The organism is Haloarcula nitratireducens (assembly GCF_019599505.1).
On the sequence record NZ_RKLT01000009.1, the window covers coordinates 1 to 22,776 of the forward strand.

20 protein-coding genes and 1 pseudogene are annotated in these 22,776 nt (G+C 54.3%); 6 read left to right on the forward strand and 15 right to left on the reverse strand.

The window, feature by feature from the left end:
- Positions 1–272 precede the first annotated feature (272 nt).
- The 5 genes and pseudogenes from EGH23_RS17255 to EGH23_RS17275 all read right to left on the reverse strand — a co-directional run bounded on the left by EGH23_RS17255 (position 273) and on the right by EGH23_RS17275 (position 3,951).
- Positions 273–1,232, reverse strand: coding sequence for an ArdC-like ssDNA-binding domain-containing protein (locus tag EGH23_RS17255; protein ID WP_220581222.1), 960 nt, complete (start codon positions 1,230–1,232; stop codon positions 273–275).
- A gap of 234 nt (positions 1,233–1,466) precedes the next feature.
- A complete protein-coding gene (locus EGH23_RS17260) occupies positions 1,467–1,802 on the reverse strand; it encodes a DUF7344 domain-containing protein (protein WP_236044910.1) in 336 nt (111 codons plus the stop codon).
- Between the two features lie 90 nt (positions 1,803–1,892).
- Positions 1,893–2,144 (reverse strand): DUF8069 family protein, encoded by a 252-nt coding sequence (locus tag EGH23_RS17265; protein ID WP_220581223.1) that lies wholly within the window; start codon positions 2,142–2,144, stop codon positions 1,893–1,895.
- A gap of 212 nt (positions 2,145–2,356) precedes the next feature.
- Positions 2,357–2,701: pseudogene (locus EGH23_RS17270) on the reverse strand (hypothetical protein); the annotation flags it as partial.
- A 2-nt stretch (positions 2,702–2,703) separates the two neighbouring features.
- Positions 2,704–3,951 carry an orc1/cdc6 family replication initiation protein gene (locus tag EGH23_RS17275; protein ID WP_220581225.1) on the reverse strand — a complete coding sequence of 416 codons (1,248 nt, stop codon included), beginning with the start codon at positions 3,949–3,951 and terminating at the stop codon, positions 2,704–2,706.
- A 1,511-nt stretch (positions 3,952–5,462) separates the two neighbouring features.
- On the opposite strand from EGH23_RS17275, the gene EGH23_RS17280 reads away from it, so the two are divergent.
- Together EGH23_RS17280 and EGH23_RS17285 are read left to right on the forward strand one after the other, a co-directional pair.
- On the forward strand, positions 5,463–5,891 hold the full coding sequence (locus EGH23_RS17280; protein WP_220581226.1) for a hypothetical protein: 429 nt from the start codon (positions 5,463–5,465) through the stop codon (positions 5,889–5,891).
- Between the two features lie 212 nt (positions 5,892–6,103).
- Positions 6,104–7,555: an oligosaccharide flippase family protein gene (locus EGH23_RS17285; protein ID WP_220581227.1), complete on the forward strand. Its 1,452-nt coding sequence runs from the start codon at positions 6,104–6,106 to the stop codon at positions 7,553–7,555.
- 2 nt (positions 7,556–7,557) lie between these two features.
- On the opposite strand, the gene EGH23_RS17290 is transcribed toward EGH23_RS17285, so the two are convergent.
- Positions 7,558–8,307, reverse strand: coding sequence for an alkaline phosphatase family protein (locus EGH23_RS17290; RefSeq protein ID WP_328766321.1), 750 nt, complete (start codon positions 8,305–8,307; stop codon positions 7,558–7,560).
- A 365-nt stretch (positions 8,308–8,672) separates the two neighbouring features.
- Here EGH23_RS17290 and EGH23_RS27070 point away from each other — a divergent pair, with 365 nt between their 5' ends.
- From EGH23_RS27070 to EGH23_RS17305, 3 genes are read left to right on the forward strand one after another with little or no spacing between them, the layout of a single operon-like run.
- Complete coding sequence (locus tag EGH23_RS27070) at positions 8,673–9,734, forward strand: glycosyltransferase family 4 protein (protein ID WP_220581229.1); 1,062 nt, start codon at positions 8,673–8,675, stop codon at positions 9,732–9,734.
- Positions 9,728–10,996: a glycosyltransferase family 39 protein gene (locus EGH23_RS17300; RefSeq protein ID WP_220581230.1), complete on the forward strand. Its 1,269-nt coding sequence runs from the start codon at positions 9,728–9,730 to the stop codon at positions 10,994–10,996. The genes EGH23_RS27070 and EGH23_RS17300 overlap by 7 nt, the downstream gene beginning before the upstream one ends.
- A 49-nt stretch (positions 10,997–11,045) precedes the next feature.
- On the forward strand, positions 11,046–12,371 hold the full coding sequence (locus EGH23_RS17305) for a sulfatase family protein (protein ID WP_220581231.1): 1,326 nt from the start codon (positions 11,046–11,048) through the stop codon (positions 12,369–12,371).
- Between the two features lies 1 nt (position 12,372).
- Here EGH23_RS17305 and EGH23_RS17310 read toward each other — a convergent pair whose 3' ends face one another.
- The 4 genes from EGH23_RS17310 to EGH23_RS26895 all read right to left on the reverse strand — a co-directional run bounded on the left by EGH23_RS17310 (position 12,373) and on the right by EGH23_RS26895 (position 16,518).
- Complete coding sequence (locus tag EGH23_RS17310; protein ID WP_220581232.1) at positions 12,373–13,335, reverse strand: polysaccharide deacetylase family protein; 963 nt, start codon at positions 13,333–13,335, stop codon at positions 12,373–12,375.
- A 3-nt stretch (positions 13,336–13,338) separates the two neighbouring features.
- Positions 13,339–14,892: an alkaline phosphatase family protein gene (locus EGH23_RS17315; RefSeq protein ID WP_220581233.1), complete on the reverse strand. Its 1,554-nt coding sequence runs from the start codon at positions 14,890–14,892 to the stop codon at positions 13,339–13,341.
- Positions 14,893–14,977: 85 nt separating this feature from the next.
- The gene (locus tag EGH23_RS17320) at positions 14,978–16,102 is read right to left on the reverse strand and encodes a glycosyltransferase family 4 protein (RefSeq protein ID WP_220581234.1); all 1,125 of its coding nucleotides are present in this window, start codon (positions 16,100–16,102) and stop codon (positions 14,978–14,980) included.
- Between the two features lie 287 nt (positions 16,103–16,389).
- On the reverse strand, positions 16,390–16,518 hold the full coding sequence (locus EGH23_RS26895) for a hypothetical protein (RefSeq protein WP_268899469.1): 129 nt from the start codon (positions 16,516–16,518) through the stop codon (positions 16,390–16,392).
- A 238-nt stretch (positions 16,519–16,756) separates the two neighbouring features.
- Between EGH23_RS26895 and EGH23_RS17325 the strand changes: the two genes are divergently transcribed.
- Positions 16,757–17,197: a hypothetical protein gene (locus EGH23_RS17325; RefSeq protein WP_220581235.1), complete on the forward strand. Its 441-nt coding sequence runs from the start codon at positions 16,757–16,759 to the stop codon at positions 17,195–17,197.
- Between the two features lie 118 nt (positions 17,198–17,315).
- On the opposite strand, the gene EGH23_RS17330 is transcribed toward EGH23_RS17325, so the two are convergent.
- From EGH23_RS17330 to EGH23_RS17350, 5 genes are all read right to left on the reverse strand, one after another.
- Complete coding sequence (locus EGH23_RS17330) at positions 17,316–17,552, reverse strand: DUF5615 family PIN-like protein (RefSeq protein ID WP_220581236.1); 237 nt, start codon at positions 17,550–17,552, stop codon at positions 17,316–17,318.
- Positions 17,549–17,824: a DUF433 domain-containing protein gene (locus EGH23_RS17335; RefSeq protein WP_220581237.1), complete on the reverse strand. Its 276-nt coding sequence runs from the start codon at positions 17,822–17,824 to the stop codon at positions 17,549–17,551. Before EGH23_RS17335 ends, EGH23_RS17330 begins: the two co-directional genes overlap by 4 nt.
- Positions 17,825–17,927: 103 nt before the next feature.
- Positions 17,928–18,875 (reverse strand): ATP-binding protein, encoded by a 948-nt coding sequence (locus EGH23_RS17340; protein WP_220581238.1) that lies wholly within the window; start codon positions 18,873–18,875, stop codon positions 17,928–17,930.
- 526 nt (positions 18,876–19,401) lie between these two features.
- Positions 19,402–20,775: a hypothetical protein gene (locus EGH23_RS17345; RefSeq protein WP_220581239.1), complete on the reverse strand. Its 1,374-nt coding sequence runs from the start codon at positions 20,773–20,775 to the stop codon at positions 19,402–19,404.
- Positions 20,776–20,943: 168 nt separating this feature from the next.
- Entirely contained in the window at positions 20,944–22,755 is a 1,812-nt protein-coding gene (locus EGH23_RS17350; RefSeq protein ID WP_220581240.1) for a DUF8186 domain-containing protein, read from the reverse strand.
- Between the last annotated feature and the right edge of the window lie 21 nt (positions 22,756–22,776).

The window sequence follows — 22,776 nt, forward strand, 5'->3', positions numbered from 1 at the left end:
GAGCAGGCCAAACTCCTGTTCGCGAAATCGATCCACGGCAACGATAATTTCGCGCCAGACGAAGAGGGTGTCGTCATTGGCATCGATACAGCCGAACAATTCTGAGAGCATCTACCCGCTACTACAGAACGGCAGTTCCACGCAAATCGTATAGAGAACTAGTGCCCTTCTGTCCAGACACACCACTGTTTCCGCTGAAAACCACGCAACACTGGTGGTACGTTTGTACACGGCGGAATATTTGCTGAGACCAACGAGAAAGCCCTCGTAGCCTAATCCTCAATAGCATCGATTAACTCAGCCGCCGTACTCGAAATCCGATCCAACCGGTCTCGAACCGTCGCTGGCGCGTCTTCGTCCCACGCGACCAGATAGAACGCCGAGTTGTCCGGGTCCAAGCCGAAGTGCCGACCGACGATGTAGGCCACCGCCTCAACCTCGACCTCCAAGCGGGATTTCTCCTCGCCGGGTTCACGCTCGAAGTGCATGGTCGCGTGGGCAAACTCGTGGATGAGCGTACTCGCAAGATCCGCGCGGTTCTCGCGGTCGATTACTTCCACGACCGGGTTCGTCGTTATCGGACTCCGTCGTTCACACACTCCACGTGCGGACCCGTGCTCCCACTCATCGGGAGCGACGATAGTTGCATCCACGCCGATGGCATCGGTTGCAGCCAACAGGTCCTCGACGAGGCCGTCTGCATCACCATACACTTCGGTTTCGAGCTCGAGCAGTGGTTCGCCCTCAGTCTGGGAGATATCAAACACCGATGTCGGCCGAAACCCAACCAGGCCTCGGGACCACTCGTCGGGCTCGGTCTCGTCGTACTCACACTCCGTATTCGCGTGATACGATGGTGCGTTCCCACACTCGGGACATTTGTTGGTGATGATGGGTGCCCAAATCCAGATCGCGTCCTCGCCTTGCTGGACGTGCCGGTCGAACTCTGCTTGCCACGTGTTGTACCCGGCGACCTTAGTCGCGTTAGGACACTGCAACTGGATGAGCAGCGTGTTCCGAGCCGAGTAATCGTGGAACTTGCTCTGCACCTCCAGCCACTGCTGGAACTGCTCGCTGACCTGGGCCTCGTCGGTCAGTTCAGCGAGGTCCTCGACCCAGGAATCGAGTTGGTCACGCATATCGTCGACTCGGGTGTCTGAATCGTCGAAAGAGTGCGTAGTTTGCTGGCCAGACGTCTCTGCATCAGGAAGATCGATTTGGATCGTCGCCATTGAGTTCTGTTGGGACGCACTCTCGGGTACGCCCCCGCACCTCCCTCGGGAGGCAGAAAATTCACGCTGTAGCGCTGTATGAGCGGTGAGAGACTGCGGCGCTGCTGCCGAAAGGCGAACGCTCAGTGCGGACTCCAACTAATATAGAGACTACCTGGACGCATTGCTATAGGAAGAAGCAGATCCCTCAATAGGACAGAAAATATCCGCTGCTCGGTCCCTCTTGAAGATAGGTTAGGGCCAGTTAGGCGGGAGTTCGTCTGCGTGATTTTCGATTAAATCGAGTAATGGCTCGATCTCGTCATACCGAGGTCCCTTCGAGACCTCACCCGTCTCGCGGTGCCACTCGATATAGCCTGCCTCAGCCAGTTTTGGGAGGTGAGTATGGATCAGCTGGAGCTGCGGATCATCTGCGCTGCCTGCGCCGCGAAACACGAAGTCAGACTCGTGTTTCGTCGCTCCATCTTGGAGGGCAAACAAAATCAAGCGCCGCTGGCGCTTGGCGAACATATCGAGGACCCTGTCCATGTTCGATGCTCCCAGCACACCCCATGAGACACTCTCACCCATAGTCTATCGTGATTAATCGCAATGGATATAAACATTTCGTCAAACTAACATACTGAGACGACACGTCATCTGCAAGAGAAACTAGATGGGCTACTCGCTTGCAGCCTCCCAGCCCGCGTGGAAGTACGCAATCGCTTGATTCGACTCGAAGACTTCTCCTGACGGCGAGTGAGCGAGTAGTTGCTCCGGTGGACTGACATCGACCACTCCCGCAGCACGGAGGTCCTCGACGAGATCGTGTGCTACAGACTCGTCGAGAGACAGTGGATCCGTTCCTCTGTCGCGGTCGTTGGTTAGCTGGCGGCGCTCGAGCCGTTCGTACTCTGGAATCGTTTCATCCATTATGTCACGAGAGGTCGACCCCTCACTCCGCCAAGGGGACAGAAAATTGACTAACCAACAGTTAGCGAGCTGTCCACCGAAGTGTTGGTTAGCGACACACCACTATGTCCGGAGCTTTTCGATTAAGAGCGCGGTCAGGTCGGTAGTTTCGGCGCGACCATGAACTGGCAGACGTCCTCGGCGTCGAGGAATGGTGCGTAGTCGTGACCGGACTACTCCACGGAACGGACTGTGTCGCCATCTCTACGGATCCGGTCGAACGTTGAGAGATACGCGAGCCGGTCGTGAACTTCGTCGGTATCCAGCTCCAGTTCGGCGGCCAGTTCATTGACGGTTATCGATTCGTCGAGTGTCTGGAAGATTTCGAGTCCCCGATAGTACCTATGCGTAAGCTCTTGGACGCGGTCTTCGATCGGCGTGGACACCCCGTACCGCTTCTCGAGTTCGACCAGGGCCTCGTTCGCGAACGTGGCGAACTGGTCGTTACCAAGGCGTTCGATCTGGGCTTCGAGTTCATCTCGGACGACGTCGTAATCGAGGCCGGCCTGCACAAGCATAGCTACTGGTCAATGTCGACATGCGCTGGATCAGGATCCATCTTGAAGACGACATTGGGTTCCCAGAGGAGCCGATGCTCCTTGTAGGTCCCCTTACCCATCCCGCCGTGTTCTTGGTTCGATTCCGTCACCTCAAGGAATGCGAGCTCGCTGAGCAACCCTCGAATTGTATCAGTTGTGAGCGTGTCTGTCCCTTCGACGTTACAGACCTTCTTGTAGATATCGTAAATAACGGTCGTCCGGAACCAGACATTGTCTTCGGCGTTGTTAGTTAGATTTGCGAGCGCGTAAAGGATGTACTTACTGTGTGGTGGGAGCCCGGCGATTAGTTCTTTCAGCCGTTCGACTTCGGCTTGTTCTTGGGCAAGTTCAAGGTGATCTTCTGTAACTTCACCGATGTTATTGTTTTTCGCGTAGTCGCCTGCGTGACGGAGGAGACGAATCGCTTTCCGAGCGTCACCGTGCCGTTGGGCTGCCAACGCAGCCGTTTTCGGGATGACACCGGGGTTGAGGACCCCGTCGTGGAATGCATCCTTGCGGTTTTCGAGGATTTCCCGGAGCTGCTCGCCATCGTACGGGTCGAAGATGGTTTCATTGTGACCGAGGCTACTCTTGACCCGTTCAGTCATCTGCTCGCGGAAATTCACCTTGTTCGAGATGGAAATGATGCCGATAGGGACGTCAACTTTCCCGGCTTCGCGAGCCCTGGAAAGAAGCATCAACACGTTATCGTCGCCGAGCCGATCCACCTCGTCGAGTGTGATGAGTGCTGCATCGTACTCTTGGTTGAGGATATTCCAGAGGCGGTTATAATACTCGTTTGTAGAAATCCCTCGTGTCGGTACTTTCACACCAGAAGATGGCGTGTTGATCGATTCGGCGATCGTCTGGATTGTGTCGGCTTCCCCCTTCGCCTGCGCACAGTCAACTGTTACCGTCGCTAACCGCTTCCCCCGTCGGTCAGCTTCATTCCAAGCACGTTCCATGACGTGGTTTGCGACGAGTGATTTTCCAGAGCCGGTTTTTCCATACAGAATGACAGAGTTGGGGGGAGAGCCAGTCACCGCAGGGCCGACCTCGTTTGCGAGTTCCGTGATGTGTTTATCCCGGCCGACGATTCGATTCTCGTCGGGGACGTGGTCGATATTGAGAAGTTCGCGATTCGCAAAAATATCGTCCCCGCCGGTTTCATCGACGGTCTGGAAGAGTTCGTCAGGCTCCTCCAGGTCACCGCTCTCGTTACCGTCCATGAGGGTCGTTTCACCGAACCACATCAAAAATCTTGGGACTTGACTCCGAGTTAGAGATGGTCTCTACACAGTGAATTCGACCGCGAGAAAGGAAGAGAAGGTAACTTTGAATCCAGTATGGACCCACCGATTTCCGAGTTAGAGATGTCAGGACGGTAGTTGAGAGCGATTCCCACATTGATGCAAATAGTTGTTGGAGATCCATTGACACTGGCACAGGCGACGAAACAAAGACACACCCGATTCCGAGTTAGTTTTTAAATCGCGAATTAGAGTGAAATAATCCGAATAGAGTTTGACCAAGCACAATTATACAGAATCAAGGAGAATACCTGCGGCTTTAGCCGCAGGATGACTCTGACACTACTCGAGACAATCTACCACTCGATAGCACGCCAGAGTTTCCACTCCGCAATGTCCAAGTAGTGCCACTTTGTCGCAGGGAGCAAGGTCAGGTCGGAACGGAGCGGATTCCGAACGACCTTCGGAGGCGGTCTACCCGCCACTAATGAGACAGTATCCGAAACGCCGACGCGGTGAACGCGAATCCTCGAAGGGTTTGTCTTTCGTGCCCGTCGGTTGAGCAAAGCCTCGAAGATACCTCCGAGTCGTTGAAGTCTGCCGGACTCTCTGTGGCAAAAATAACACAGAAAGTCCGAATACGATGAAGGATAGGAGTACCGGCGGGTTGGCACCGCCAGACAGCCACCGACCACGACGACTGGGTGAAACGAGTTCCCGTAAAGTGGCGGCGACCCTGGTTGCAGACCTGAAACTCCCACCGCTCGGGATTCCTCCGCCTTCAAGCGGAGGAGGATGTCAATCGGGTGCTAAACGCTGGAGACTGCGAATCTCGTCAGCAACACTCTCGACAAGTTCGAGGTGGAGATCTTGCTCTCACAGAGTGAATAAATTGGAGCAAGGATGCTCGGGTATGGTTGGTTAGCACGATATACTGGGCGAGCTGTTGCTAACCAACACTATTGGTGATCCGCGTTGGTTAGCTACTCGTTGCCGTAGCGCAACGTCGATAGTGGGTTTGTCAGGTTGCGCTGCTGTCACTCCCGGCGGCGGGGGACATCTTGTGCGGTGGCGGTATCGTGAGCATCCCGCGGGGCCGCCCGAGTGCCGGATGGGTGAAAGCCCGGCACGGCTCCGCCGTGCCCGGAACACAGCGAACGACGCGCGGTCGCGTGCGACCGCGGGAGACGAACGGCGACGCCGTGAGTCAGTGAGCGTCCTCGTTCCGGCGAGGGAGGGCGGCCCCGAGGGTTCCGTGGATGTCGGCGGATGGAACTCTACAGGACAGTCCGCGGTCGGTTTCGGTTCGACACCCAAGTGGGGCGCTCGGACAGATTCTGAGGCTATAGTATGAGCTCAACTGTCGGCCGACCAGAAACGGCGCTGGTGGGAGTCCACGTGCACTGGTATGGCACCAGCTGCGGATTTGGGGCGGCTGTCGAGCATACGATTCGTAATAAGTGGATGCGTCGAATCGAGCGGGCAGTGTGATGACCGCGACGTCTGGGTCTTGGCGAAGTGGTGGCGGCGATGAGACGGTGAACGCTGCAATCGACGCAGTGATCGGCCAGAGGTTGAGTGCGGGAGACGATGTGTGCTCGCAGGACGGGTCTGACGAGCTGGTCAGCGACTGCGAGGCGGGGATCCCGATGGTCCGTAGCAAAGTCCCCGTGGTAGTTCTGGAACTCGCTGGGGACCACCGGGAGCCGATAGCGCTGGACACGGCTGGAACGGTCGAGGGCGTTGCGGACTACGTGGGTGTTGTTGCAGACGAGATCTGGCAGAAGCTTCGGTACGTGGCGTCAGTCGGCTCAATATGTGTTTGGTCAGTCGTCATCGATGGCCTCCGTCACTGGTTCATTCATGATCCCGATGCAGAGCTGCACGAGCACGTAGCGGTATATGTGGATGATGCGTAGGGACGACTGTGGCCAGTTCGGGCGGAATACACGCTCTCGGACGAGTACCGAGACTATAAAATAGATGAGAGTAGGAACTTCTGGTGGCTAGTGATCTTAGTAAATCTGACCAGTCTTTGGTTGGTGGAATTTGGCTCGATCAAGTAGTAATACAATCTCTTCACAAGACGTATTCCTATAGTAGTGGTTTATATCGATATCACCTCCTCGATATGCGTGACAGTATAACAAAACTGGTTTCAATCGCGTTCCTCGGCGGCCTTATCGGTCGTGGATTCCGGTACGGATTCAGTGTCACGATAGCGCGAGGCTTAGGGCTTGATGCGCTCGGTATATTCGCGTTTGGGATGGTCGTGATGAAGGGTGCGGGGGTATTCGCACGCGTTGGATTAGACAGTGCAGCGAACAAATATATCCCCATTTACCGAGGACAGGATGACGCAGAGAGACTAAACGGAACTGTTCTTCTCTGTCTTTTGATTCCTCTCCTTGTTGGTACTATTGTCGCCGTACTTCTCTACTTCGGGCGAGGAGTCATCCATTCAACAGTTGGAGTAACGTTTGATCCGACGACGCAGTTGTTCATCGCCGGGATCCCGCTCTTTGCCGTGATGATGGTCGGTGTGAATGCAACGTATGGACTGAATGAAACGAAATACTCGGTTTACATCCGAGACTTCGGGCAATCCGGTGTCGGTATCGTGCTCATCGCAATCGGGGCGTTCATCTTTTCGGACCTGAACGCGCTTGTCGTGGGCTATCTGGCTTCGATAGTTATCGGAGTTGGGCTTGCCGTTGTTTTCCTCCTGCGTGAAGACGCACTCCGATTCGACGTTCAACCCGTCTTCGAATATCGGGAGATACTTGCTTTCGCACTCCCGCTTACATTCGCCGCAAGCATACAGTACCTCGTCTCTTGGACGGATATCCTCGTCCTCGGCGTCTTCGTCCCCGCAACGCCGATCGGGCGGTATCAGGCGGCATACCAGACATCCGTCCTTCTTCTCATCGTGCTACAATCGGCAAACTCGGTTTTTCCCCCTCTTGCCTCCGAACTCCACGACTCCGGAAAGCGAGCAGAGTTGAACCGCGTATACACTGCGGTGACGCGTTGGGTAACGTACCTAACTGTACTCGGATTCGCATTTGTTGCCATTTACGCAGCGGATATCCTCTCGATTTTCGGAACAGACGCACGATCCGCTCAAACTGCTCTCATAATCCTTGCCGCTGGCCAAATGATTAGCGCCATTGTTGGCCCCACTGGCTACCTCCTCATAATGACCGACTATGAGCGTCTCACCCTCGTCAACAACGGGTTGGCAGCACTCCTCAACCTCGTGCTCAACGTCGTCTTGATTCAGACATACGGGATTCTTGGTGCTGCCATCGCTACAGGAATATCGCTGGCTACGATGAACATCCTCCGACTTGCGGAAGTCTGGTACTTTCTCGAAATACATCCGTACTCTCGACGGTATTGGAAAGGTGGAATCGCTATTGCGGCCTCAATCGTTGTGCTCTTCCTTGGGAAGCTGCTGCCGATTAGCAGCCTCCCCCGCGCGATTCTTGCCGGTGCAGTGGCCCTCGGCCTATTTGGTATCGTAATTTGGCGACTCGGATTCGATGACCTTGACGCGGCTCTCGTCGAAGCGATAAAATAGATTTACTCTGCGTATCCCAGGTCTCGAAGTCGTTCTGCGACAACATCACTACTGACGTTTTCAGTGTCGGTACTCGGGTCGTCAGCGCGGATTTCTCGGCGTGGGCCATTCTCAAAGACTAGCCAGGGAACGGTGACAAGTTCTGGTGTATACATGCCCCGAGGGTGGCCCCACTCAGAAATCGCGATGGGAGAAGAACGTTCTCCAACCATATTCCCATGGTCGCCAGTGACCACCGTTTTACCGTCTAGTTCCGTCATTAGCTTCTCGATGTGCGGAAGGGCCCGGTCCAGATTATCCTCGTACATGCGCCAAATCTCGTCTGGGCTGATGTCGATTTCGCCCGTGATCAATTTATCCCAGACGTTCCCAGTCCGATCCTCACCCGTCAAATGTTGCTTGTCGAACTGTGTTGCGGAGTCGATGAACGGGTAGTGGGGCTGCATATAGTGCACTAAGAGTCGCTTGTTCGGATACTGTTCTGCCGCTCGGTTCGCGTACTTCGTGACGGTCTCCGGGAGAACAGTCCCGTACTCCTCATCCCATCCCTCGCGCTGCCAGACTTGGATAACCTTGTGGAATGTCGTATCGATTGTTTCTTGGTTCTGATAGAACTGAGGATTTGCTGTTACATACACAGTATCGCGGAGATCTCGACCGTTGAGATTGGCGCTGAGGAATTCAGTTGTTGCTGACCCCCTCGACACTCGGGATTCCAGCTGGCCTGGAAGTTCTGAGCGCCGCTCAAACATGTCGTACCGGCAAGCATCAAGAATGAGTAGACTATCCCAGTCTTCCTCGAAGATATAGGTCCCGGACGTATTGCAATCTCGCGTTCCCAGACGTCGATGGTAGAGGCGGTTTACGTGACGGAGAAAAAGCACAGGACTGTCGAGTGCACGGCGAATTCGCGAATACGTGTTCATAAACGGGCTAAAGAGAACCGATACAATGAGAGTTGTGATAAGACATATAAGTAAACATCGGAGAATGATAGAAACCACAAGCATTAATCCGGTCTCGGTGTACCAACCAAACATTGCATATTTGCTATCTATTCCATCAAGAGTTTCCTCGGAATAATGGGACTGCACTGAACGAATACGCACGAATACTGGTGGATAAGGGCCATGAGGTAAGCGTTATCGCAGCAACGACGAATGAGAATCAAGTAGAAAAGACAACCATTCAAGGAATCAATGTCTATTATATTCAGACATCTGATTTGGGAAAGAAGTCCTTAGCAGCGACTCGTTTTGGGTATAACGGGTTACAAACGGTTAACCAGATACAGCAGAACAATTCTATTGACGTCCTACATATGAACGCATTTCCTGGACTAGGAGCGGTTTTGAAGCCACTCCCCGGCAAGAAGAGCCCGGATGGAGTAGTAGCCGACGTTCGAAGCCTAGCGACTAGTAACAGGATATTCAGTTTAATATCGAAATCCGTTCTTAATATCCAAAACAAGCTTGTAGAGAATATGGCGACGATTGATCCACTGATGGCGAAAGATATCTTTGGTACATCTGAGGATATTGATATTATCCCACTAGGTGCAGACTTTGATAGATTCTATCCTGGCAAGCAAGAAGAGATAAGAGAAAAGCTGGGACTTGACCCGAATGATATCGTTTTCGGATATACAGGGGTTCTCAATGAGGTAAGAAGAATAGATACAATAATTGAGGCTTTTGCAAAGATAAATGGGACTTATCCAAGAGCAAAATTAGTTATCATCGGTGGAGGAAATGATTACGACCGACTTACGCAATATGCATCAACTCTTGACTGCGATGAGGCGGTAATCTTCACTGGAGAAGTAGCTTTTAAGCAGGTTCCAAAGTACGTACGTACCTTTGATATCGGCATTTCCCACATCCCAGATCGCCGACCTTTCAAGATTCAACCTCCGATAAAAACAGTAGAATTTCTTGCTTCTGGACTGCCGGTGATCGCGACAGCCACAGCAGGGAACGAAAGGTTTGTCATTGATGGAGAAAATGGGATTCTATGTCCAGAACTATCTACAGAATACGCGAACGCAATGGAAAAATTAATAAATAATCCTGAAGAGCGTGAAGAAATGGCAGAATCTTCTCGTAGCTCAGTAGAAGAATACGATTATAAAAATATAGTTTCAACCAACTTACTGCCCCTTTACAACCGGATATGCTGAAGAATAGCTCCCGGCATTATAGTCCGCTCAATGTACCAGTCTTTGTATTCATCAGTGCAGTATTTGGAATTCTTACCCTATTACCGCCTATTGTAACAGTTGTAGTGCTAACGCTTCTCACCATTGTAGCTGGCTATCTGGCTCTTCACTTCGACAATTATGTCGCATCGATCTTCTCTGTTGCTTACCTTCTTCGCCTTTTTGTTATATTAGTTGACTCTAAAATTGGCCTTCTCCCCTCCCCACCAATTGCGACAGGCCACAATCAGCACGCGATTCAATTAGTATCTGCTTGGACAAGTGGCCAGTTTCTTGGCGTTCTATCTAGTCTCACCCCCATGCGAATATTTATCGCACATATTCTTTCTCCGTTTTACATTCTTATAGGAAAATCTCCCATTTCTGGCCGTATTGGGATTGCAACAATAAGTCTCCTCATAGGATATATTATTTTTAAATTGGCACGGGAAGTGGTAGATCGAAGAACTTCGATGCTAGCTGCTGCAATCGTACTCTTGTGGCCGACGATATTCTACCGGTCAATCGTAATTCAGCGAGAGGTAGTAGTAACAGTTGTGTTGCTTACAGCATTGTGGGCAGCCTCTCGAATGATAAACGAAATTACAGTCTCCTCAGTGATTCTCGTTATTCTTTGCACATTAGCAATGGTCGTACTTCGAAAGGAGAATCTCGTACTGATCGCAGCCATGGTCGGAGTGGTCAGTCTGATTAAGAGTCGCGATAAGCCCTATTATCTTGCTGGCTTCGCGCTGCTCGCGATTCCATTCACAGCGTTCTTCATCCTAAATTTCAATGATTTTACTGGATATGGAACCGCTCTCACACCACAGGCCCTAGACGCGTTCGCGTACGGGCGTGCTCATGGGTCCGCAACGTACCTTATCGGGCTACATTACAACACATGGCTTGATGTCATACTCTACGCTCCAGTAAAGATACTATACTTCCTCTATTCGCCGTTCCCCTGGCAGATCCGGGGGATGACTGGGGTGTTAGCTGGGGGAAGCGCTATAATGCTCTTCGTTGCGACGCTGTTCCTCCGGCGTGGGATTGCGACGCTCAAAAACAGGCCCTATTATCTCACGCTCCTGCTCTCGTACCTGGTACTGGGCATTACGACATACGCGATCGTAGAAATGAACTACGGCGCTGCGGTTCGCCGTCGGATACAGTTTGTTCCGATACTCATCCTCATTGGTGTGGTCGGCCTCTCGAATGTCCGCTTCAATGTTCGATGGTGACCGCGATGACACAAGCCATTTTATCGCGGTTGAATAAAATGGTACTATCATGACTAACGTGCTCTTTCTCGTCGTGGACTCCCTCCGGTATGATGCGGTATTTGGGAATGAGTTTGAGACGCCAAATATCGACGAACTTGCGGCAGAAGGGGTTTCATTCTCACAGAGTTTCTCTCAAGGTATCAGCACTGCTCCATCGATGACGGCGATGCTCACCGGTCGATACCCGCTGGATTATGGCGGGCACTGGTACTTAGAGGAGGACCAACCGACGATAGCGGAGGAGTTCCAGCGAAACGGCTACACAACCGGTGCGATTCATTCGAACCCGAACGTCTCCCGTCTCCGAAACTTTCATCGTGGGTTCGATACGTTTGAAGAGAATATCCTTCCGATCGATCCCGACGGTTTCGTGGAAAACGCTCCGAATGACCTCATCAGGTACGCGAATAAGCTTGCGCGAATACTGCGCCGGACCCCGTATATGCCCGCTCGAAACGTGAATAAGCATCTTACAGAGTGGGTAGATGAGACGGACGAACCGTGGTTCCTCTGGACGCAGTACATGGACGTTCACGGCCCGTATCTCCCTGGAGACGATTTCAGTTATCGGAACAAATTCCGGGCGGAACGCCTCTGGCGAAAAGCAGCGGTGAATGCTCCGGAAGAGGTAACCGACACCGAGCACCAGGAACTATGGACGAACTACCGAAAGGAAGTCGAATACTTGGACCAAGAGATTGGGTCGTTCCTAGACAAGCTTGACCGACTCGGCGAGCTGGAAGACACTGCAATCATCATTGTAGGCGACCATGGAGACGAATTTAGAGAGCATGGACTCTATGGCCACAGAAACCTCCCATACGATGAGTTGACGCGGGTGCCGCTAATAATCCGATTCCCTGATTCGTCATCAGTGGACCAGCCAGCGACGGTCGAAACAATGGTCCGGACCATCGATATTCTCCCTACGATGCTTGACCTCGCGGACGCAGATCTCTCAACAGAGATGGACAGTCGGATAAACGGCGAATCACTTCTCCCCGTGCTTAACGGCCATGAGCCGAGCTATGACGTAATCGTGACTGAGAAAGAAGCCCGTGGCGAAGATTTCCTCCGATTTGGGTTCCGAACGGAGGAATGGAAATACCTGTATGATGGTGGGGACAGCACGCAGTATCTCTTCAATCTCTCGAATGATCCAGGGGAGACAGAAAACGTTGCCGACAGAAACCCAGATACGGTAGAGCGGTTTCGTGAGCACCTAAACCAGCGATTCGAAAGCATCGAAGCCACTTCCGAAGATATCGAGATCCCCGAAGTCGATGACGAACAAGGTGTAGAGGGGCAACTGCGCGCTCTGGGCTACAAATAAGTCACTCCCATCGTCCATTGAGCGCGAGTTCGGCGACTTCCTGCATCGACCGTCGTTCGATTTGTCCCCGGTCGGCAAACTCGTCGACAACGGCGAGTACGTCTTCGAGTCGTTGGAGATCTCGCTTGGGCTCGTGGCCGAGATTGAACGGATGGAACCAGAGGTGGAAGACACCGCCAGTTCGAGCCGCGCGTTCGATTCCCTTCTCTGCTCGCTTTACGGTGCTTTTCGAAGGTGTATATTGCCAGCCGCCATGAGTAGGACGGAAGATCTGTGATCCGGGAACTGCCACAAGGCCGTCATGGACAGACGGCGTGACTGCTGGGGGGGTTTGGTGGAGGGCTTCGTCGGCGAAACGAAGTGGAGGTTTCAACGCGCTAGGGAGACGTGGTGTCTCGTACCATCTTGCATCGACCTCGCGGTACACCTGCATCTGTGTCTCTCGAAGTACATCGAGATGGCCGATGTCGTTCCGCGGGAAGATGAACGTCTGGGGATCCTCGCCGAGCGCATTGAGTGTTTCAATAGCGCTACCAAGTTCTTCGCGTGCGTTCTGGGCTGAACAGCCGTCAGCTCCGAGCGGCATGTGCGTTGCGCCGTGTAACCCAATCTCCTGCTCGGTTTGGCACGATCGGAGCCGATCGAGTAGCCATGGGGCGTACCAAAGGTCGCGGTCGAGACCATCAGTGCAGGGAAGTGCGCCAAACCAGTCGTCAACCCATTCGAAATCGGGGTTAGATTGACCAACGTGTGTGGAGTCGCCTTCACAGTCAGTCAAGAGATGTGAGACGATCGCCCACGTCGCAGGGATTCGGTACTCGTCGAAGAGGTTACAGAGGTGTTCGATGATGGAGGGTGTCTGTCTGTACGCTGCTTCGAACTCGTCGACGCGGCCTAAGTCGAACATCCCCCACGCGAGCTCCGTATCGAGGGAGAGAACGAATACACCTGTGTCTTCGTCCACGAGCTACTCCATATATCCGAGATCTTCTAATCGCCCAGTTACGTCTTGGTCCGGGGTCTCGGTTCTCCTGGCTTCCTGGGCGATCGAATCCGTATATGCAACCGCTCGCTTATCTGGTTCGGACTCTGGCAAGAACAGTTCGGTACGAGGCTCCCCGTCCATTTGCCGGGGGATATCTTCGCCGTGGAGGTGGAGAAGCGTTGGGGCGATATCGAGGATGTGCATGTCGGCAAGGTCGGCATCACCATCGATATCCGATCCGTGTGCTATGAACATCCCTGTGTCTTTGTTCTCACCGCGCCACTTGCTCGGCGATCCGAAGACGGAATCACTTCCAACCTTGCCCTCAATATGGACGCCAGGAGCTTGATTAAGAACGATGTCGGGGCCGTCGTCAAGATGTTCGCCCGTATAGACGTCGTCACCTGAGAGGACCTCGTCGAAGACTGGCTGCCCCTGATTATCCGTAATACCGGAAAGTGCTTCCATCAATTCGTTGGCGAGCTGTTCTCGCTCTGCCGGGTCGTCGACTAAGAGGTATACCGGTCCCTGCCCACTCGCGATAGCCGTCGACTGTTCCCAGTCGATAACGTCTTCCTTTGCGCTCTTGTTTACTGACCCTTCCTCGTCGGGGAGATACATCTGAACGCGCTCGGGGAGCAATCGTCGGGCCCACCACTCAACGCCGATTTTGGCGAGGACGGGACGGATACGTTCTTTCGTAATACCCAGTCGATGAAGGTAGTCACTGATGCCGGAGTGTGTGTGCAAGTAGCCGTTCTCCTCGAGCCAAGTGTTGATTCGAAATGTCGTCGTGATCTCGTTTGAACCATGGTCGGACATTACGAAGAGGTTGTCTAGCTCCTCGTTCTCGACGAGGTTGCCGACCCGTTTGTCGATTCGCTCCCATGCTTGCTTGACCATGTTCCAGTCCCAGTAGAAATGTTGCAGGACGTTTAGATAGAACACAGTCACGTGGATTGTCTCGTAGTTCCCTGTCGAGAGTTCGTCTTCGAGTACGTCGAAGCGCATGTCGATCAGGTCGTATATCTCGTCGATGCAGGGGTTGTCGGGAGCGTCACGGGAGAGAAGAGACATCTTTTCGGGGTGAACGGCGTAATCATACTGTTCTCGCAGTTCCGTTTCCAGTTCGGCTGGGTATGTGTACCCCGACTGTTCTGCTCCGGGACCGCCAGCAATGTGAATCCCGTTGAGTTCGGACGGCGGGTAGGACGTTGGGAGGTTGATTACGGCGGTGCTCCCGTCAATGAGTCGCCAGTAGTGTGTGCCGTCGAAATCGCCAGCAGCACTTCGATTCTCGATTTTCTGTGCGTCTCGATCGACGGCTTCCCACCAGAAGACACCGAGTTTTCCTGGGTTCGTTCCGGTTGCGTAGCACTGCCAGTTCGGACATGTCACGGGTGGGAGACAGCTTTGCATATCCTCGGCGACCCCCTCTTCGGTAAGAGCAGCGAAGTTCGGGAGGACACCATCGTCAATCCACGGTTGGATCAATTCGAAGCATCCCCCATCTAACCCGAGGACCACGGTCGTCATTTGACAGTCATCGACTCTCGATGAATAAATCAGCTACGGCTTCGGTATTTCCGGATACGCGGGACCCTACTGGAGAACAGATTTGTTAGTTGGGATCCTTGAGGAGAGTATCATAGGCGGCTGCCACGTCATCAAGCATAGCGTCTGTCGAGAACTGCTTCGCGCGGTCGGCGCCACGAGCGCCCATCTGTGCTCGGAGTTCGGAATTAGCGAGGAGTTCTTCGAGGCGGTCGGCGAGTGCATTAGGGTCGCCAGTTGGAATAAGATACCCGGTTTCACCGTTCTCGACCTGCTCCGGAATCCCAGCGATATCCGTCGCGACGACCGGGAGGCCGCTCGCCATCGCTTCAGTGATCACACGTGGTGTCCCTTCCCGGAACGAGGGAAGCACAAGAATGTCACTGGCTGCGAGAACGTTCGGGATATCCGTTCGGAACCCAGTCAGGAACACGGTATCAGAAAGGCCGCGGTTTCGGATCTGCTCTGCAAGCGACTCACGGAGTGGGCCGTCGCCAACGAGGCAGACCGAGAGGTTCTCGTGAGACATCGACGCTACGCTATCGAGAAGTATATCGAACCCCTTCCCCTCTGCCAAGCGACCGATCATCACGACGCGCGGTCGACTACCCGGGAGATCGGTCGCGGGTTCAGCGTCCTGAAACGTCTCTAAGTCAGTCCCAATGTAAACCGTCGTGTACTGTTCCGGCGAACCGATCCCGCGTTCAAGATACTCATCTGCGATCACGTCGGCATTTGTGAGTATGCGGTCGGTCCGACTGGCGGCTGATCGCTCGCAGCCGAGTACGAAACGGTTCAGCAACGTGTTCCGGTCGTCAGTGAAGGGGACACCATGCACGGTATGAACGACATTGGGGACTCCAGCGAGAGACGCAGCAAACCGACCGATGATACCGGCTTCGGTGCTATGGGTGTGAACTATGTCGAACTCGTGGTTCTGTAGATAGTTTGCGACGGATAGCACTGCAGGAACGCCTGTGACGGGATTATAGTGGCGAATTAGAGAGAACACTTCCGTGTCAACTCCATTTTCGTGGAGGTGAGCGAGTTGGTCGTCATCGTAGGACGCTCCACAGCCGACAGTGAATTGATAGTCTTCAAGCCCGAGAGCGATGTCAAGGACAACGCCCTCGGCGCCTCCCTTAAGTAATCGAGTAATCAGATGGAAGACACGCGGACGAGTATCACTCATCGGCCGTATACATTCCTAGGTAGGACAGGATAATTTGATACCAGCGTTCTGATAGGGTCCGCTTGAAACATATATTCGCTCTTCTACCGATATCTTGACTGTCAAACTGATTTAGTCGCTTTGCTCTGCAGGCACTGTTCGTAGATCGGCCTTTGTCCATCCAATCTTGCTTCCATATATCCTTAGGGCCTTAGCAGTCTTTCATACTATGCGTGCTACTAAGAACTATCTCTTACATGTCTGATGTCATAGATGCCGGCGAGTATCTGTACCGCGGGCACTGGTCACTACTCTCGTAGCAGTGCAGCGCTTACATCGTGACCCAACGCCGTTGCTTCGTCGAGCGCGTCGATTGGGGGTGGGTCGCCTGTGTCGATTCCCCCGTCGAGACAGATGCGTTCCTGATTAGGTGTCACATTTGCTTGTTCGAAGTCTATGGACTTCAGACTACCGAGCGCTGGTGGGTTTGGAGTGGCAGCAAGGAATGCGCCGTTAGTCGGAACCTCACCGATATGTCCAGTTGTATCAGATCTACGTCTCCAGTATGATTTCCCCTTATATTCGAAGAGACTACACCAGATCTCTGTCTCTGTTCCTCCAGAAATCATGTGGTTAATGCATAGATTAATAACAAATGACAAACAAACAGATTGTATGGATAAATATACTGAGGAGAAATATAGTAAAAATGAAAGTGCTGCGTTGTGTCCGAAGTGTGGTCATGAGCTTGGAGATGACGAGGTTGACCGTGATTACGAAGGTGGTGACTTTACAAAATACGACTGTCCTAACTGTGAAGAAGTAACGTATGACGAATCGTACGGTAGTCGGGCTCAACGGGTTTCCGCTGGGGAAGTTGAACCTGAAGAGGTGTTCCCGTGGATGAGAATAGATCACCGGAACGAAGACGAAAAACGAGAAGCAATCGAAGCAGAGGAAGAGCCCCTCGAATGCGACTTCAGCGATACCATTGAAGAGGGCGTTTGTGCGAACCCCATATGTGAACACGAGGGCGATCTGAAGATGACCGTTTACGGTACGAAGCTCTGTCAGGAGCACTACAACCGAATCAGCAAGGAATCCAAACTGGAGTGATACAGAACGCTGAACCACTGCACTGACGACTATTCATAGAATTTTCGATGCCATCAGCGAGGCTTGCAGTGAACGCCTTGTTCACCATCGGGGTAAAGCCCCGAGGCACTCGCCTTGCTTATCTATAGAGAAAGATACCTGCGTGATCGTATTCGTGGTGTAGTGCCTCGAAATCCTTCGCGTTATTTGACAGCAGGACAGTCCCGTGCTCACCACACCACTCGACGAGCTCGGCATCAGTCGTGTATTCACCGACCCGGTCTTTCGCCTGCTTAACGGTGTGGCCACGTTCTCGGAGCAGTCGTTCGAAGACTCGACTGACATGTTCGTCGAGTAAAATCTGTGCGCCCGTCACTGCACGGGTTCTTTGGGCTTTAGTGACGACTCCTGAACTCGATTGAATGCCGCGTCGTTTGCAGCCTCGAGGTCGCGCAGCTCGTCAATATGCGCGTAGTAGTAGGACAGCGATTCGTAGACATCCGCAAGAGCAATGTCGAGTTGGTCCGCAACGTGAGCGGGCGACTGCCCACTGTTAATCACCCGGGCAGCAACGTGACGAACACCGATACGCGTGCCATCGATTCGTGGCTCGCCACCAAGGTTGTCCTCATCATGGGTGATATTCATAGGTCCTGCTAGGGACTCTCATCGGTTATCTCTTTGCGGTGGCCGGTTCCGTCTTGCTGACCGATGCGCACTTTGATCGATATGGCTGGGTTCCTGCCCCGTACTATCCTGACGTTGTATCGGGTACGGCTGCGAGTAGATCTTCATGGGTGATGGCGTCGGCGTCACGTTCGGCGGCGTGCATGGCAGCGTCGTCGACGATCCCAACGATGTCGGCGCTGCTCAGCCCTCCTGTCTGGTCGGCGAGTGCCTGGTAGGCCTCCTCGTCGAGTGTGGTTGGGCGGTCACGCAGCTGGACGCGGAAGATCGCCGCACGAGCGTCGTGGTCGGGTTTGCCGATTTCGTACTGTTGGTCGAAGCGGCCTCGACGGGTGGCTGCGTCGTCGAGGAGGTCGGCGCGGTTCGTTGCGGCGATCACGAGGAAGTTCGGGTCCTCGGCGTCGAGGTGGGCGAGGAATTCGTTGACGACCTGGGCGTGTTCGCGATGGAGGTCGTCGTCGCGACCGGCCAGCAAGGCATCGATCTCGTCGATGAAGATGACACAGCGCTCGAAGTGTTGGGCCTCGGCGAACAGTTGGGTGACCTGTTCGGTGGATTCGTTGATCCAGCGGGATTTGATGTCGCCCGCCGACAGTTCGAGATACGGGTGGCCCAGTTCCCCGGCGATCGCGCGGGCCAGGAGGGTTTTGCCCGTGCCGGGTGGGCCATGCAGGAGGATGCCGTTTGGGGGGGCGACGTTGAAGCGTTCGTAGGCCGCGTCTGTGTTGCAGAGTGGGCGCAGGACTGTGCGGCGGAGGTCGTTTTTGCGGTCTTGGAGGCCGCCGATGTCTGCAAAGTGGGTTTCTGGGGGTTGTTGCCATCCATACTCGAGGTTTCGATGATTCGACTCCGGACTGCTCTCACCATTATTGTCTGGTCTAGGGCTACCCCCGTTTGCGCTCTCTCTGGATTGCGTTGGTTGGTCTAGATCGGCCCGCTTCCGATGTTTTGACTTTGAGGAACTTCCACCTGTATCAGTCTCTCCGTGAGCGGCGAGATCAGCGTATGTCATCACAGGAACTGAAACAACCCAACTGAGAGCCATTGGCCATGTATTATCGAACAACGCTGATACTCGGAGTACTTCGATCGTTGCTGAAATATTAGGCAGTGCGGGGCTCCAGAGAGGAAGAAACCAAATTGCAGTCAAGATTGTTGATCCAGTAATTATGCTTAGAATCCAGCCTCGCTCTATATCTTCATCATCTTGACCTGCTGCCAGCTCCAGAACCGTCACCAAGGCTATCGCAGCGAATCCAGGAAGAAACCAAATAGAGGGAACGCTAGCAATTGCTGCGAGCCATCCAAGTGACCCCGAAACTTTTGCAGCAGTCCAGATTACGGCCAGTGGAATAAATAGATAACATCCAGTCAATAGGACCGCTGAGGTGAGGATTACACTAATCGTTCTGAAGACGTGTCTATACCCTCGCTTACCGGCTGTCTGCTTAATTGAGGACGTGTTGTTTTCTCGATCGTCCATCATCTTGTTTCTAACTACGAGATTCTCTCTCTAGTAGCTTGAACCGTATTCATGGTCATTCTGATCGGTCCTTACTTGCGTCGGTGTCTGCCCAGTCATCTAGTTTCCGTTGCCTTGGTTCTGAGTTATCCGTCGTATCTACAACCGGGTTCTCACGATAGCGCTCAAGACCTGCTTCTGCCCAATCAAGAGGTGACTCGTGGAGGCTTCGTGTAGCGTAATCTGCCCCGGCATGAGCATCTTGAGCTGTACGCTTTCCACCCTCCTTGATCGCTTCTCCTTTGCTTTTACTCCATTCTCTCTTCCCCTCTGAGACATTGTTTGCGACAGTACCTTTGACTGCACTTGTAGCCTGCCCAGCAGCGGCACCAGCTTTCCCCGCTGCGGCGCCACCTGCGCCTCGAGTAATGTGTTTATCGACGCCGCGAAGTCCTTTCGACGTCCCGTGCTTGGCTTGCTCCATCAGCTTTGTACGAGTCGACTGCTCGCCGGCTTGGCTCGATGAGGAGCCCTGTGAGCTGGACTTACTCTTCGCGCCCTGTCGGCCGGACATCTTGCCGGGTGACAGTCCAGCCATCGCTGCGGATTTGATGCCAACGAGTGCAGGGGCGACGAGGCCGATCAGCCAGAAGAGATACGCCTCAAGCACTTCGCCGAAGCCGGGATCACCAGCCTGTTGACTGGCGGCGGTTGCGCCCTGTCCAGCCACGTCGGCGTAGGCACCAGCAGCGGCGGCGCCCGTCTGCAAGAGACCTGCCATCACGATACCAGCCAGCAGCATGTAGGTGGTCGCTCGGAGCACGGTTTTCGCGAGCTCCGAGGCATAGCGGAGTGGCCCGAAGTCCAGATAGAGCATCGCACCGAGGACAGGCAGCAGAATGAACGTCGCGTTGAAGAGGAACTCCCGGAGGACGAAGACACCCAAGGCGAGGAGAATGCCCGCCACGGAGATCATGCTCAAGATGAGGGCGCCGATCGTGACGCCAGCGGCCGAGGCGGCTGCCCCGTCGATACTCGCTTTCAATACTTCCGGCCCAAAGGCAGCGCCGTACTCGGCGGTAAAGACGTAGCGAATAATCGCGTTCGTCAGGAGCAAGCCAAAGTGCATGAGCTGGCGAGCGACAGCGACGAAGATGATCACCTTCAGTGCCTTCCAGACGAGCATGAAATTCGTCACCTCGCGTGCGTCCGCGAAGGGTTTGCTGGCGACGCCCGCCATGAAGACAATGGCAAGGAGTTGGGGGAAGATATCCAGATTGTGTTGGAAGGCTGCCTGCAGCGCTGGGTCCGAATAGGGACTGTCGAAGATGATGAAGGTGCGCATCCCGTTGGCGATGAGTTCGCCAATGAAGCCCAGAATGCCAGTCAGAATGTACGTGAAGAAATTGGCTATCCAGTCGGTGAATGCGAATGCCAACGGGATGAACATGCTGTCGGTCGGGAGTGTTCCGATGGCCTGCTCGACTGACGCTGGGACTCTCGGACCGACGCTGTTGGCGACGACGCGGAGTGATATGATCTGTGAGCCAATCATCGGTGTGACATTATGGGGACGGTAGCTTTTGGGTCGTATCGGGGCTGTTGTCCAGGCATGATTTTATCCTGTATCTTGTCGGAGGTACACAAACGGTAGGAACAAGAGAAGAAAGGCGGCGATCGATACGATGGCGCCGGCGAGGCTCGTCAGTAACTGATAGATGTTGAACGGCTCGGGCTCGAAAGCCAGCTGTGTCTCTGCCGGCGAGTAGTAGACATTCTGTGTGGTGTTGGTGACGCCCGCAAACGAGACAGTGACGTAGAGGTCACGTCGCTCGACGGTGATTGTGCCATCACTCTCTGTCGTCACATTGCTCTGGGCAGCGCCGGACAGCCAGAGTGTTCGATTGGGGAGTGGCTGGCCAGTGGTTCCGTCGGTTAGCTGGATCCGGGCGTGAGTCTCGTTTTGCATCGTCGTCGACAGCGTCGCATTGCGTGCCTGCACGGTACGTGTCGTTAGGGGAACCGAGTCGTTGTGGATATCTCGAACGCCCGTAATCGGCTGGTCGGTGTTTTCGATGACGACGGTCCGGTAGCTGCGTGGGCGAACCGACGAGAGATTCACGTGCTCATCGAGGGGGGCTGCGTTCGTCGAGAGGTTGTCCCCCTCCAGTCTGGTAATCGTCGGTGCTGCGGTGACGCTTTGATTTTGCTCCCAGTGGAGCGTGGGCCAGCGTTGCTGGGCGACGAGTTGCAGTTCGAGGATATTTGGAGCAGTGACGGGTTGGCGACGTGACTCGGCCGCTGTCAGCGACTGATCGCTGAGAGTCGCGTTGTCGAGCGATTGGGTGACCGTTGCGTTCGGCTCAGTGAGTGTTCGGTGGCTACGAGTGGCGTTATCGTATTGTCGCTGTGAATAGACGCCCCAGACGTTCTGGAGGCGACCAGCGTCTTCGAACCGGGCATAGCTCCAGAGGCGTCGGTCATGGAGAGAGTGTGATCCCTCGAACTGCAGGATGACTTTCTCGATTTGGCCATCGGCGTGGACGACGGTCTGGGTGACGGTGAGCTGTTGATTGGTGGTTACGAGGATAGGAGTGCTATCGGTGACTGTCTGGGAGAACGACCGTGACTCCGACGTCGTGTTCGCCGCTTGCCAGCCACCGCCAGTACGAGTGTACGTCGTGGTCTCTCTGGTAACGGTCGTGTTGATGGTCGCACTCACCTGCATGGTCGTCGGCTCGGTGGCGGTCGCGTTCGTGTACGTGAGTTGCCGGGGCGACGTTTCGTTTCCGGCCCACGTCTGGGTGCCAATTTGGACCTGCCGTGAGACGTCCTGCTCGAGAAGCTCGTAGCTGACACACGTCCTGGTGTCGCCAGTAACGGAACAGGTCTGGTCAGGGAGCCGCGTCGTGTAATCGAGGTAGGTCAGTGCCGTCCCGGTGCGGGGAATCAGCAGTGGGTCGCTCTCGTTCGATTGGGTGGTCGTATTGAGGCGAGTCCGTGTTCCTTCGCGTGTGCCAAGCAGCGTGATGTGAGCGTCGGCGACAACGGTGCCGTTGGTAAGCTGGGACTCAGGGAACCACAGGCTCGTCGAGTCGTTTCGCGCGATCGACTGGAGCTGTGCGAGGCGATACGCTTCGAGTGTTTGCTGGCCTGGGCCGACGCTATACGGGGGCTGGGTCGTCGCGTACGTGAAATCCCGCATGCGACTCACGTTCGTCACGGAGACGTTCTCCGCTCGCACGGCAGTGTCGAGTCCAGAGCTGACGAAGGGCGGCAGTGTGCCGGCTGCTGGATCCCGATCGTCGGCGATGAACGCTCGTGTCGCGTTGTTAGGTGTGTTGCTGGCTGCTGTTGTGACTGCACTCCCGATCGGGAGAATGAGGAGGACAACCAGTAGCAGACCGACGCGAGGGTGAGTAGCCAGCATAGCAGACGGAGGAGTCGCTTG

Excerpts from the sequence above, each read along its gene's own strand:
- EGH23_RS17255 (WP_220581222.1), bottom strand. The coding sequence starts at position 1,232 with ATGGCGACGATCCAAATCGATCTTCCTGATGCAGAGACGTCTGGCCAG.
- EGH23_RS17260 (WP_236044910.1), bottom strand. The coding sequence starts at position 1,802 with ATGGGTGAGAGTGTCTCATGGGGTGTGCTGGGAGCATCGAACATGGAC.
- EGH23_RS17265 (WP_220581223.1), bottom strand. The coding sequence starts at position 2,144 with ATGGATGAAACGATTCCAGAGTACGAACGGCTCGAGCGCCGCCAGCTA.
- EGH23_RS17275 (WP_220581225.1), bottom strand. The coding sequence starts at position 3,951 with ATGGACGGTAACGAGAGCGGTGACCTGGAGGAGCCTGACGAACTCTTC.
- EGH23_RS17280 (WP_220581226.1), top strand. The coding sequence starts at position 5,463 with ATGACCGCGACGTCTGGGTCTTGGCGAAGTGGTGGCGGCGATGAGACG.
- EGH23_RS17285 (WP_220581227.1), top strand. The coding sequence starts at position 6,104 with ATGCGTGACAGTATAACAAAACTGGTTTCAATCGCGTTCCTCGGCGGC.
- EGH23_RS17290 (WP_328766321.1), bottom strand. The coding sequence starts at position 8,307 with ATGTTTGAGCGGCGCTCAGAACTTCCAGGCCAGCTGGAATCCCGAGTG.
- EGH23_RS17300 (WP_220581230.1), top strand. The coding sequence starts at position 9,728 with ATGCTGAAGAATAGCTCCCGGCATTATAGTCCGCTCAATGTACCAGTC.
- EGH23_RS17305 (WP_220581231.1), top strand. The coding sequence starts at position 11,046 with ATGACTAACGTGCTCTTTCTCGTCGTGGACTCCCTCCGGTATGATGCG.
- EGH23_RS17315 (WP_220581233.1), bottom strand. The coding sequence starts at position 14,892 with ATGACGACCGTGGTCCTCGGGTTAGATGGGGGATGCTTCGAATTGATC.
- EGH23_RS17320 (WP_220581234.1), bottom strand. The coding sequence starts at position 16,102 with ATGAGTGATACTCGTCCGCGTGTCTTCCATCTGATTACTCGATTACTT.
- EGH23_RS17325 (WP_220581235.1), top strand. The coding sequence starts at position 16,757 with ATGGATAAATATACTGAGGAGAAATATAGTAAAAATGAAAGTGCTGCG.
- EGH23_RS17335 (WP_220581237.1), bottom strand. The coding sequence starts at position 17,824 with ATGAATATCACCCATGATGAGGACAACCTTGGTGGCGAGCCACGAATC.
- EGH23_RS17340 (WP_220581238.1), bottom strand. The coding sequence starts at position 18,875 with ATGACATACGCTGATCTCGCCGCTCACGGAGAGACTGATACAGGTGGA.
- EGH23_RS17345 (WP_220581239.1), bottom strand. The coding sequence starts at position 20,775 with ATGTTCATCCCGTTGGCATTCGCATTCACCGACTGGATAGCCAATTTC.
- EGH23_RS17350 (WP_220581240.1), bottom strand. The coding sequence starts at position 22,755 with ATGCTGGCTACTCACCCTCGCGTCGGTCTGCTACTGGTTGTCCTCCTC.